The 12,234-nt window shown below is 48.2% G+C and carries 8 protein-coding genes; 2 read left to right on the top strand and 6 right to left on the bottom strand.

Annotated features, from left to right (window positions below):
* Positions 1-32 precede the first annotated feature (32 nt).
* Positions 33-2,558: a penicillin acylase family protein gene (locus ACQ5ES_RS08895; RefSeq protein ID WP_445015976.1), complete on the top strand. Its 2,526-nt coding sequence runs from the start codon at positions 33-35 to the stop codon at positions 2,556-2,558.
* Here the strand turns inward: ACQ5ES_RS08895 and ACQ5ES_RS08890 are convergent.
* Positions 2,539-3,447 (bottom strand): MaoC/PaaZ C-terminal domain-containing protein, encoded by a 909-nt coding sequence (locus ACQ5ES_RS08890; RefSeq protein ID WP_445015974.1) that lies wholly within the window; start codon positions 3,445-3,447, stop codon positions 2,539-2,541. The two genes, ACQ5ES_RS08895 and ACQ5ES_RS08890, sit on opposite strands and share 20 nt — an antisense overlap.
* Positions 3,448-3,550: 103 nt before the next feature.
* Here ACQ5ES_RS08890 and ACQ5ES_RS08885 point away from each other — a divergent pair, with 103 nt between their 5' ends.
* Positions 3,551-4,612: a helix-turn-helix transcriptional regulator gene (locus ACQ5ES_RS08885; protein WP_445015972.1), complete on the top strand. Its 1,062-nt coding sequence runs from the start codon at positions 3,551-3,553 to the stop codon at positions 4,610-4,612.
* Between the two features lie 59 nt (positions 4,613-4,671).
* Here ACQ5ES_RS08885 and ACQ5ES_RS08880 read toward each other — a convergent pair whose 3' ends face one another.
* The 5 genes from ACQ5ES_RS08880 to ACQ5ES_RS08860 all read right to left on the bottom strand — a co-directional run bounded on the left by ACQ5ES_RS08880 (position 4,672) and on the right by ACQ5ES_RS08860 (position 12,197).
* Entirely contained in the window at positions 4,672-6,318 is a 1,647-nt protein-coding gene (locus tag ACQ5ES_RS08880) for an FAD-binding oxidoreductase (protein ID WP_445015970.1), read from the bottom strand.
* Complete coding sequence (locus ACQ5ES_RS08875; protein ID WP_445015968.1) at positions 6,315-7,046, bottom strand: PepSY-associated transmembrane domain-containing protein; 732 nt, start codon at positions 7,044-7,046, stop codon at positions 6,315-6,317. Before ACQ5ES_RS08875 ends, ACQ5ES_RS08880 begins: the two co-directional genes overlap by 4 nt.
* Before the next feature lie 69 nt (positions 7,047-7,115).
* On the bottom strand, positions 7,116-9,818 hold the full coding sequence (locus ACQ5ES_RS08870) for a TonB-dependent receptor (RefSeq protein WP_445015966.1): 2,703 nt from the start codon (positions 9,816-9,818) through the stop codon (positions 7,116-7,118).
* Positions 9,819-10,141: 323 nt separating this feature from the next.
* Positions 10,142-11,185 carry a glycosyltransferase gene (locus ACQ5ES_RS08865; RefSeq protein ID WP_445015964.1) on the bottom strand — a complete coding sequence of 348 codons (1,044 nt, stop codon included), beginning with the start codon at positions 11,183-11,185 and terminating at the stop codon, positions 10,142-10,144.
* Positions 11,186-11,195: 10 nt separating this feature from the next.
* On the bottom strand, positions 11,196-12,197 hold the full coding sequence (locus ACQ5ES_RS08860) for a DUF3667 domain-containing protein (RefSeq protein ID WP_445015962.1): 1,002 nt from the start codon (positions 12,195-12,197) through the stop codon (positions 11,196-11,198).
* Positions 12,198-12,234 lie beyond the last annotated feature (37 nt).

The raw sequence follows: 12,234 nt of genomic DNA, 5'->3' as shown, positions 1-12,234 counted from the left end.
CTATTAAAACAAAAAAGCAACAGGTATTTACAATGTTCGAACAAAGCAAAAAAAGCCTATGGCTTCCATTATTGGCGGTCGCTTGCGCCGTATCACTTGCAGGCTGCAGTGGAAGTAATGATCCTGACCCCGTCGACGAAGTCATCGTTACCAACCCCGAACCTACTGGTTTGATTGCATTCGCCCCTGAGGGTGAAGTCGAAGCAGATATAACCTGGACCGATTATGGCGTGCCCTATATCACCGCCGCTAACTTAGAAAGTTTAGGTTATGGTGTGGGTTACGCGTTTGCGCGTGACAACATCTGTATTCTTGCCGATCAAGTAGTGAAGTTTAATTCGCAACGTGCTCGCTATTTTGGACCCGATCGGATGCCGGGGAGCGGTGACTCAGATAATATTTTGAATGACTTTGGTTATTTAGCCCTAGGCATTCGGGAAAATGCCGAACAAGGCTTCGATCAGATCAGTGAGCGTGCACAAGCACTGGTTACTGGCTACGCCTCTGGTTATAACCGATACTTGGCCGACACCGGCGTCGACAACATCGCACCCGAATGTGCCGGTCAACCATGGGTGAAGCCTATCACACCGATCGACATTATGACTTATGCGCAGGGTGTTGCTTTACTTCCTGGGGCGGCGAATTTTACCGGACCGCTATTTTTAGCAATTCCACCTAACCAGGCAGGTGCTGCTGCCACCAAAGAAACCGGTGAAACTATGGCTGTGGGGCCGATCGCGGCCATGCATGCAGAGGTTCCTGATACCAACCCGACTGAAGCCGGTTCAAATGGTTGGGCAATAGGAAGCGATTTAACGGCTACAGGACAAGGAATGCTCATTGCGAATCCGCACTTTCCGCACACCGGAAACCAGCGCTTTTGGCAGTTTGGAATCGAGGTGCCTGACGAGCTGAAGGTTGTTGGTGGCTCATTGTCGGGCATGCCGGGTATTATCAATATAGGTTTCAACGAGGATGTCGCATGGACACATACGTTTTCAACTGCGTCACGATTCACTATTCATCGCCTGACTCTCGATTCCAATGATGATGAGGGTAAAACTTATATGCTGGATGGTGAACCGGTTGCTATGACCAGCAAGTTTCATGAAATTGAAGTGGCTACAGGCCCTGACACTTTCATGACGCTGCAACGTTCAAGTTATCATAGTGAATTCGGTCCCGTAATAGTGATTCCAAATGCATTGCCGTGGGGCACAGACCTAGCGACAGGGCAACAAGTGGCGTACGCATTACATGATGCAAATTTGCCAAACTACGATTTGTTCGATCATTGGTTGGGAATGAACCTTGCCGATAGTATCGAAAGCTATAAACAAACCTTTGTCGATTACACGGGCACGGTGTTTAACAATGCAATGGCGGTCGATAAAGACGGCAATGCCTTCTTTTCGGATGGTTCCTCAGTGCCCAATATCGTACCAGAAGCATTAGCTGCTTGGTCTGAAAATCCGTTGTATCAGGGTTTATCGCAACAAATCGGGCTGTTTATCTTTCCGGGCGATGACAGTCTTTACTTGCCACAGGGCACTATTCCATTTGCTCAGGCACCGCAGCTAGAACGCAGTGACTTCGTGCAGAACTCGAACGATAGTTACTGGTTAACCAACCCAGCAGCGCCAATTACCGGCGTATCACCGTTATGGGGACCGGTTGGCAATCAACAATCATACCGTTCACGGCTAGGCCAAAAAATGCTCGCTGAAGGTGGATCGGTAGATGGTAAGTTTACCCGAGCGGACTTGGTTGATCGTCTGATTGGTAATCGTACCTGGTTAGGCGAAGCGGTATTAGCTGATGTTGTGACCCATTGTCAGGCCCAAGGTACCACTCCAGTCACCAGTAGTAGCGGTACTAGTGTTGATCTCTCAAGTGGTTGTGCAGCCTTGGCGCAATTCGATGGGCGTATGAATCTGAACAGTGTGGGCGCGATGATGTTCCGTGAGTTTGCCACCGAGTTTCGCCGCAACCCACAATGGCAAGTCGCCTTTGATCCAGCGCAACCTGTGACCACACCGAGCACGCTTGCCGCGAACGCTACGGTATTAGAGCAACTAGCAACAGCCCAGGAACGTATCGAAAATGCTGGTTTAGCTGTCGATGCGACGCTTGCGGATGTGCAGTTTGTCGAGCGCAGCTTGCCTAACGGAATGCCTTCAGGAATGCGACTACCATGGGGGGGTGCGAATAACATCGAGGGTGGCTTTAACGTGTTCCGCAGTAATATGGGGAATGATGGCACTTTGTTACCAAGGCATACCTATCCGCGGCTACCGGGGTCTGATTTAAGCGCAGTCGCAGGTGGTTACCATATTACCTATGGTTCAAGTTGGATGTTTGCGTTGGAGTTTACCGCAGATGGGCCTGTTGCAGAGGGCTTACTGACTTACTCACAGGCATCTGATAGTGACTCAGATCACTATCTCGATCAGACGTTATTGTATTCGTCACAACCACAATTGCGACCGTTGCATTTTAACAATGATGATGTCGCCAGTGTTGCCGCTGAGCAGCTTACTTTGACTGAAGAGTAAAACTTCCTTCCAGGCGCTGCAGGTGATCCGCAGCGCCGCAAATCTGATAAAGCCCGTTGTTATCGTCCGCTGACGGTTTTTGCCAGAGCGCAATGTCAGCCGGAAGTGGCACCGGGCGCTTAAAACTCACATCAATACGCTGAACCGGTTTCTGATAAGCCCGCTCCAACTCTGCTTGCGCGCGACCAGCCATGTACATGCCATGAATAATAGGTTTTTCGAAGCCAAACCAGCGCGATAATAACGGATGAAGGTGAATTGGATTAAAGTCGCCAGACAATCGCGCATAAGTTCGGCCTGCCGTAGTGTCTAGCTGCCAATGGGTTAGTTGTTGCCAGTCTTCACCGAGTGCGGTTGCGACTTTTTTCTCGCGCGGTTTTTGCGATTTTTGACCTTGCTTAGGCATTACCTGATACTGACTCACGCAGGTCACTACTTTGGTGTTTTTCTGCCAAAATTCAACATTAAATACAGGGCGTAAACGTCGTGGCGAAACCGCTGGACCTCGCGCTGGTAAATCTATATTGGCACGGATGAAAAACTCTTCTCCTAACTCTATAGGAGCATGAAGTTCAAGTTCATTACTAACATGTACCAGACCTGGTGCGGGCCAAGGGAAAGCTTCATCTAACATTTGTGCAAGATGCACACGTTGGGCCAAGCAGTACATTATGGTGAGGGGAACGTCACTCACAAAACCGTTAAAGGCGTCTTTATACCGACCCACCTGGGCCTGACTGAGTGCTGGCGCGTTAAATTCATTACATACCTGAGTCGCTGTCGCTGCGGCAGGATCATTTCGCGCGACTGTAAACAAAGAGCGAAATAACATGCCAGGTAGTTTTGGTAATTCTGATGGATGCGCCATTGGCTCCTGTAGGTCCTGCATAGTTCTTCCTTACGTGAGATGCTCAGACTATAACATAATTTTGACTTTTATAGCCATTCGTCAGTAGCATCGAAGTCACCACTAGTATACATGGAATAGCGTAATGGAAGGACAAACCACTGCAGGTGCAACACTTACGATTCGCTGTATTTACATGCTGTTGGCGCTTTACGAGCGGCCAAGAACGGTTGCAGACTTGCTTGATTATTTAACAGATAAACAGTTGCCAGCGGTGTCACGGCGCTCCATTCAACGCAATTTAGAAGATCTTGAAGGCTACTTTGGTTTATATCGCAAAGAGCGATCTGCACTTAATAGTCCTGATGTCTGGGACCTGGCGCAAGAAGAGTTTGAACGTTTGCTCGAGCTGGAAGATCCTGTTGCTTTGGCGCTCGTCATAGCCCAACAGCAACTTCAGGAACTTGGTCCAGTGGCGGTGTTCGCACCTGTCACCAACTTGTTTGAACGAGCGCGAGATCAACTTGCAGCGCGCAGCAGTACGGCATCCCTATGGCTCAAACGGGTAAGGGTCAGCGCCGCGTCACATCGTCTAATTGGACCTGATATCGATCCTGCACAAGCGCAACGCTTACTGGAAGTTGCGCTGAAGCAAGTTGCGGTGCGGCTGCATTATCATCCGCATCAAGGCGACCCCGAGCAGGTCGTCCGAGCCACTGCATTAGCGGTATTCTATCGTGGTGCAGTGGCTTACTTGATCATTCGTGACCACAGCGATGATAGAGTTCGGCAGTTACCCTTTTCACGTATAAGTGAAGTGCGGGAGATCATCACCGAACCGGCGCGGGTGAAAAATTTCGATTTAGATGACTATGCGGCGAGTGGAGCTTTAGCGTTTCGTTACGGCGAGCCCTTTCTACTAGAGGCTATTGTTTTCAACTCGGTGCGGCGTGAAATAGAAGACGCGCCATTAGGGGAGAAGCAAGAACTGCTGACGATCCCTGACCAACCCAATTGCCGGTTATTAAGAGTAGAAGTCCCTTACACATTGAACCTGATTCAGTGGCTTATGGCGCGAGCGGCGTACCTTAAAGTTGTTGCTCCAACCGATTTCCGCGACAAATTCCAGGAAGAGTTGCGCCGCGCTTTACAAAACTTTGAGAGCGATAAACTAGAAGTACCTAAGCAACGGAACTTTGGTGGGTGATAAAAAAAGCGCTTACTGCGAAGTGCAGTAAGCGCTTGAGTTAACCTTAAAGCGACAGCTTAGATACCAAAATCGTCAAAACGAATGCGATCGCGCGGTACCTTGGCATCAGCCAACATTTTCATGGTGGCTTTTAGCATTGGTGGCGGACCACAGACATACACATCAATGGATGTAACATCTTGCGATGCCAACCACTGAGCAACGGTTTCGTGAACGAAGCCAGTAGCTCCTTGCCAGGTTTCTGCTTCGCCTGTTTCAGGTTCTGAAAGAACCGGCGTATAGACGATTCCTGCATGTTGCTCGAACTCATCACGGTAGCACAGCTCGCTAACATAGCGTGCGCCATAGAAGAACACGCAAGGTCTTGGTTGTTCCGAATTTTGTTCCGTTTGTAGCAATGCACGTAGCGGTGCGATTCCTGCGCCACCACCGATAAAGAGTTGCGTACGAGACGAAGCCTCAGTCAACACAAAATCACCGAACGGACCAATTGCTTCAATGCGATCGCCGAGCTTGAGATTACACAAGTAAGTCGAGCCTACGCCGGGCGGAACATCTTCACTTGGCGATGGCATTTGTCGCACCGTAAACACCAGCTTATTTGGATCAGCTTGAGTAGCTACCGAATAGTGGCGAGTAAGAACCTCTTCTTGATGCGGTATCAGGAATTGTAAGAATTGCCCTGCCGCGTAGTCGATGCTTTGCTCGCTGGAGAATGTTAGCTCAACGATGGACGGTGTTAGTTGGCGTTTACTGGCCAACTGCAGTACAGCCGTAGCAACATTCTCGTTAGACAGCTCAATTTCAACTTTGTCATTGACGCGATGCTGACAGGATAAGCGTAACCCAGCATTGAGTTCTGCCGGACTCAGCATGGCTTTTTCTGCTGCAGTCGGCTGCGGTAACTGCTCGCCATGCAAGGTGACCTTACAGAGCCCACAAGTGCCACCACCACCACAACTGCTGGCAACTGGCTGACCGGTGCTTTGCAAATGCTCAAGCATGGTGGCTTTGCGACGCGGATTAAAATCACCTTGTGCCACATTACGGCCCAATAAAATCAGACCTGATAATGAGAACCATAAAGCGAAGAGTCCAGCACTCCAGATCAGCAAATGGTTGAAACTGCGCTCGCCACTGTAATCCATAAAGTGCAGACGAAATGCCCAGTCGGCAATTGTCCAAGGCGTATTACGGTGTTCAACAACCTGTCCCGACGCAGCATCAACATAAATGCGAGTGTTCAGATCGTCGACCACATCGATGCGGAAGCCTGCAGTGTTCCAACCCAGAACTTCTTCGCTGCCGTCAACTGCCGTAACTTGCTCAACTTTACCAGGGCCAGTATAGGTACTGAGGGCAATTTGCTGTGCTAAATCAGAATCAGTTTCCCATGCGGTGCCGGTATTGGCGTTAATATAAAGCGTGTTATCGGCCAGCGTGACGACGTATTGTCCCACACCCATGACACTTGAAAGCTGAATTGATGTCGCCTCCGGGTACTGACGGTGCAGTGTTTCAATACCAACCTTTGGTGCGGTATCAACCAGCATCGGAGGGTGTTGATGCTCCATATACTGGTGTCCGGACATACCATGGTGACCAGTAAAGGCAAAAAACAAACCACTGGATAACCACAACAGTACTTGCACAATCAAAATGAGGCTAACCCAACGGTGAAGCCATTGCATAAAGCGCATCATTGGGCACCTCCGGGCTTTTTCTTTTTGAAACTAATGGTGTACACCAGTAAAACTGCACCGGTAATCATTAAAATAAAGGTGCCAATAATAAAGACCTTTAACCACCAGGTTTCGATATCAACACGGTCGCTATAGTCCATTATGTGGGTCATCCACATAATGTCGAACCCACGCCAAAAGGTATGGCGCTTGACCAGCATTTCGCCGGTAGATTCAGATAAATAAAGACTGGTATTGCCAAAGTCATCGTAATTGACTTGCCAGATGGGTAGCAACGCAGGATTAAGTTCGGTCGGCGGGTTCTCGGTCAAGTAAACCACCGAATCAATCGTGGGAGCTTCAAGTGCGTAATAACGATTGGCGAGCTCGCGTATATGCTCTTCCTGGAGCGCGATCGGTGCCAGGGTTTCAGCATTGACAATAGCTTGTCCCTGATGACCATCAAGCTCATAAACTGCAGTTAGTTGACTGTTTAGCCACCGTGTTTCGAGTGCTACCGTCTGGGTGTGAGGATAACGTTCAAGCAGCTGCTCTAACGGAGCTACCTGGGTATCTGCTGGAACTGCGGCAGAAGTGTCTTGGACCAAATGGTCGCCGTGAATAAAGTCGAGTTGAAAAAACACCATATAAGCGCCGCTAATGGTCCAAATCACCATTTGAACGCCGAAAATTAACGACAGCCAGCGATGCCACACTCGCCATTGACTGGAACGCTGATGTTGCGCCATGTCATACCTCAAAATAAGTTAAACAAAAAGCTGCCGCTCGGCGCGCGAGCGGCAGCAATGTACAGACTATCAGAAACTATACCGAACCTTCAGGTAAAGCTGACGACCTAACAAGTTGTAAGTCATGGTGTCAGTATTGGCATCAGTCCAGCTCTGGATAAACGGCGGTTCTTTATCGAGCAAATTATTTACCCCACCAGTGACACTGAGGTTAGTGTTCACAAAGTAGGTGCCTTGCACGTTATGGTAGAACACGCTTGGCGCGTGGTCGCCAATGTCGCTTGGTGAAGCGTTAATATCATCGGCGCCGCCAATGTATTGAACGTTGTAATGAACACGCCAGTCGTCACGGGCAAAGGTTGCATTGGCATTTGAGCGCCAATGAGTATAGCTACCGCGTCCGCCAGTAATATAGCCAGCATATTCGATTTCCGCAGCACCTACGAATGGTGCGAACGTGTATTCGTCTAAGTAGCTAACATTCCAGCTAAAGTCGCTCGCCCAACCGGCAATCTCGGTTTTATAGAACAAGGCTGCATCAATACCTGAAACATTTTCAGTTGCGGCATTGGTAGGTTGTGCTGACAGGTAGTTAATGTCACCTGTTAGCGAATCGCGAGTGAAGTGTTCTGGGTTACAGAATGGATGCGAAAGATTGTCTGAGTTGTAGCACACTGACAACTTAGTTGAACCAGGGATAGTTTGGATCGCATTTTCGATATCAATGTTGTAGTAATCGACGGTAAGTTGCAGATTCTCGACAAAGTTAACATCCCACACCACACCAGCAGTAAAGGTTTCGGCATCTTCTGGTTTAAGGTTCGGATTACCACCGACGGTGGTTAATACTGTCGCGCCAAACTGGGTATAGCCAGCAGGTACGCCATCAGCCTGGCAGTTAGCCGCGACCGTTGGATCTGCGCCAGCTTGATCCCAACCATCACATGGATCTGTGGTGGTCAAATTACCTTCCGCAACACCACCAAAGAGTTCTGGAATGTTAGGGATACGGAACGCAGTAGACTGAGTCGCGCGCAGTTTTAAGGCATCGGAAACCTGCCAGTGTAAGCTGGCTTTATAGTTACCATCGCCGCCGAAGGTATCGTAGTCGCTGTAACGATAAGCCAAGTCAAGACTCAGTGATTTTGCGTAAGCTTTATCAGCAAGCAATGGTACTGAAGTTTCAGCATAGACTTCGTTGACTGTGTAGCTACCTTCAATTGGCTCGGCTTGGTTGGTATTCATGATACCCGCAACAATTGACGAGTCAGGATTACGCCAGCCTTTTTCTTTCCGATGCTCTACACCAAACGCTACCGGGACCCAGCCTGCAGGGAGGTCAAACAAGTCCCCGGTAATGTTTGCCGTAAGTGAACGCTGCTCGTTGCCGCCATTATCGGTGGTGCGAAACATGATGTGATCGAGTGCTGCTTGTGACAAGTCGCCGTAGCCAAGCAGATCAATACATGGAATGCCGTTAGCACCACAGGTATTCGGATCAAGACCTTGGTCGAGGCGTTGGGTGTTAACAATATTGGTCATGCCGTCGATGGCAGTATTACGACCATAATTGTAAGCAACTTCCCAGTTCCAGCCGGAACCGATGATACCGTTCGCGCCAACTACGGTGCGGAAAGTATTTACATCTTGGAAGAAGATGCGCGGGCCGCCTTCCAATAAACGACGTCCGTCAAGACGAATGGTCTCACCGGTCGGGTTGGTTGGATGATTGGGACCAAATTCAATACCACGCAGAGTACCTGGTGTAGCCAACTGCTCAGACGTACGGTTGTTGTACAACACCTCGGTAAATACAGTTGTATCAGCGCTTAGTTGGTAGTCGCCAAATACCGACATATTCCAGTTGGTGATAGGATTAACCGCGTTCAAATACGGGAAGAAGGCAAAGTTATGCTTTGCGCTACTGTAAGTTTCGTAAGAGTCGCCATCACCATTAGGATCTTGATTGAAGTTAATGCGTTCACCGGCGTTTGGACCGGTAAGTATTGTCGCACGTCCGCCGATGGTGCTTGAGCTGCCAAAACAGTCAAGTTGACCTGGAGTCATTTCCGCTAAGGCGCAACCGGCTTGGTCAGCCATATTCAGCTCATCCGAAGAACGGTAACCCAGCGTGGCCATGATCCGGCCTTTATCGCCACTGGTACCGAATATCATGTTCAGATTACGATCCTGGCCTTCGCCGTCGTCCGTAGCACCGACCCGGGCTTCGATGGTGAACCCGTCGTAGCTTTTACGCGTGATGATGTTGACTACACCAGCGACAGCATCGGCACCATAGATCGCTGAGGCGCCATCTTTTAAAACTTCGATGCGTTGAATCATTTCAACCGGGATCATATTGAGGTCAACAGAACTGTTGGCGCCGGTGCCACCATTTACGATGCGGCGGCCATTGAGCAATACCAGAGTTCGGTTAATACCTAAACCGCGGAGGTTGACCTGCGCAGTTCCATAGCCATTGCCAGTCCAGTAGGCATTGCTCTGACTACCCGCAGAACCTGCTGACGCAGACATCTTTTGTAGAATCATTTCAACTGAGGTCATACCTGAAACTTCAATATCCTCAGCATCAAAAACCTGAATGGGTGAAGCGCTTGCAGCTTCGGCGCGTTTTAATCTAGAGCCGGTTACGGTGATGCGCTCGGCATCTGCTTGGGCGTTACGCTCGTTGCTCTGTGCAAACACAGTAGGAGAGTTGAAGAAGGTGGCCGATACGCCTATTGCGACGGCAGAGAACAGTAATTTTTGCATTGTGTCACCCTGAATAAATTGTCATTGTTGTAGTTTATGGATTTGATTTCGAGTTTACGCGATTAACTTGTTTATACAACTACCACCATAGAAGTTTTTACAGCAGAGTAAAGAGCGTGAATGTTGAAAGTTGTATAAAGAATGCGCTGTTTATAAGGGTTTTGAAGGGTTGTATAGTCAAGATAGGGTGAGGAGTCTAACCTGAGACTCTTGTAATTGCGAGATTAACAGTACTTAGTTTGTCATGCAAAAAAAGTTGTTTAGATTGAATTTAATTTAAACATGCATAGTAAATATGCATTTAAATCGCAATAAAATTCAGGCTATGCAGGTGTCTTATTGCGGAATACCAGTTTTTTCTGCAGCCGGTAGCTAAGTAGGAAAACGATAATCTCAGCAGCGGGTTTACCAATGAAAGGAGATACGCCGAGCAGTAACAGCCCTTTAGTCAGAACGTAATTAATAGCGACCAGTGTTGCCGCAAGCAGTGAGTAATGAGTTGCATCACGAAACAGCGAGCCTCCACGACCAAACACCCATTGTCGATTCATACTAAAGTTAAAGATGCCCGAACAAAGTCGCGCAGCAGCGATAGCGGCAAGGATTTCGCCGGTAAAACCATAAATCAGTGCGAACAAGCCGTAATCGATGAGTGCTGAGGCAATACCGACGCCGGAAAACTTGAGAAACTTACTATAAATTCTTAGGGAGTCTTGTAGTGGTTTGAAGTGGCTACTCTTGTTGCCTTTTTCATAGACAGTAGTGATATTCAAGCAGCGAAACTGCAAGTCATTACGCTTAGCTAGAATGAGCATATCGAGCTCAAATTCATAACGATTGCTGGAAGTTTCTATCAGCTCTGGCAGCAGTACTGTAGGTACGCCTCTTAACCCCGTCTGGGTGTCCTGAACATTGATTCTTAGGCCTAAACGAAAGGTAAAGCGAGCAAAGGTATTCCCCAGCCATGATCGAAAAGGAATACCAGGAGATTTAAAATCACGACACCCTAACCAAAGTGCTGCCGGCTCTTTTTTAAAAGCTCTTGCAACAGCAAGAATATCATGGGGTAAATGTTGTCCGTCGGCATCCGCGGTGACAACACCGATGCTTGATTCAGCATGCTGTTTTACCCACTTAAAGCCAGTTTTTAGCGCAGCACCTTTACCTCGATTGGTTTCATGCTGGAGTAACGTCACGCTTGCCAGGTTCTCAAGATCGGTAAAAATAGTGACCTCATCGCTGCCATCATTAATTACGACAATTTGCTGATAGTCATTTGCATCTTCGAGCAACGTCTCAACGAGTTGCTTAAGGCGTGCATCAGGATTGTAAGCAGGAATAACGATTACCGGTCGACAGTCGGCCAAAATTTCCTCTCTAAGCGGTCAAAATTCCAATAAACAGCATGATAACAAAAGCAAAAGCAAGTAAGACAAAATAAACTAAGCCACACAACAAAAATTTGCTAATGGTGAGCGGCCAGCCTTGACCATAGAATAATTTTTGGGTAAACAGCATGTAGCTAATCATCCACACAATCAATACGTTTTCAGCCCAATCCACGACATCTTCAATTATCGGTAACCCAGTTAAATCCGTAGCCCATGCGGAACCCTTGCTTAGGATGGTAAGTAACATTAAGGCTAGTAGCAGAAACGCATGGGTGTGCAGCGCTGCGCTTAGATGTTCAAGATAATAACGGCCGGAAAAAGCGTAGATAAACTTCAAAAATAGGGCCCAGAACGGCAGCATCAGTAGCATCATTTGTGGTGCGAGGGATACCAGGCGTTTGATTAATAGCTTTGGCTCTTTCGAAAGTTCGATGATGCGTTCTTCGATTTGTTGTTGTTGGGCATCGGTGGCGAAGGGCAAACTGACAGTGACGTTTTTTAGTATCTCGCTAGGTGTTTTCACATGATCAACGAGATCCTCCCGATTAAGCTGTTGCTCAGCTTCGGTTAAGGCCTGTTCCAGTTGTTGTTGTTCCGCTGGTGTTAGTTCGCTATTGGTTGCCTGAATGTCATCAAAGTTGATCAGTGAGGTGAGTACTAAAAACGAAATCAGTGAGATAAAGAAATAAAGTCGAAGCGGTGGCACATAAGACGCATGTCGGCCACGCACAAATTCTTGCGTAAGAAATCCCGGGCGCGAGAAAAGGCTCACAAGGGTTCGATAGAAGCGTGAATCCCAGTGGCTAATTTCGCCCATCAAGTCACCGAGAACTGCGAAGACACTACGAATATAATGGCGATCTTGCTGGCCACAAACATGGCAAAACTCACCTAAGAGCTCACTATCGCAATTTTTGCAGCGATGATCTTCATGGGTAGGTTCGGCAGTTGCAGTAGTAATGCTAAGAGAAGCATTTTCGGTTGTCATAATCGTCAGGTTGTTATTGTTATATTGGCTCTAGTGT

Source organism: Pseudidiomarina xizangensis, assembly GCF_052541995.1.
The sequence above is the reverse complement of the archived record's forward strand: the minus strand, read 5'-3'. Positions and strand labels throughout refer to the sequence as shown.

Bases quoted from the DNA above. Each gene is read 5' to 3' on its own strand.
- ACQ5ES_RS08870 (WP_445015966.1), bottom strand. From the start codon at position 9,818: ATGCAAAAATTACTGTTCTCTGCCGTCGCAATAGGCGTATCGGCCACC.
- ACQ5ES_RS08895 (WP_445015976.1), top strand. From the start codon at position 33: ATGTTCGAACAAAGCAAAAAAAGCCTATGGCTTCCATTATTGGCGGTC.
- ACQ5ES_RS08885 (WP_445015972.1), top strand. From the start codon at position 3,551: ATGGAAGGACAAACCACTGCAGGTGCAACACTTACGATTCGCTGTATT.
- ACQ5ES_RS08875 (WP_445015968.1), bottom strand. From the start codon at position 7,046: ATGGCGCAACATCAGCGTTCCAGTCAATGGCGAGTGTGGCATCGCTGG.
- ACQ5ES_RS08890 (WP_445015974.1), bottom strand. From the start codon at position 3,447: ATGCAGGACCTACAGGAGCCAATGGCGCATCCATCAGAATTACCAAAA.
- ACQ5ES_RS08880 (WP_445015970.1), bottom strand. From the start codon at position 6,318: ATGATGCGCTTTATGCAATGGCTTCACCGTTGGGTTAGCCTCATTTTG.
- ACQ5ES_RS08860 (WP_445015962.1), bottom strand. From the start codon at position 12,197: ATGACAACCGAAAATGCTTCTCTTAGCATTACTACTGCAACTGCCGAA.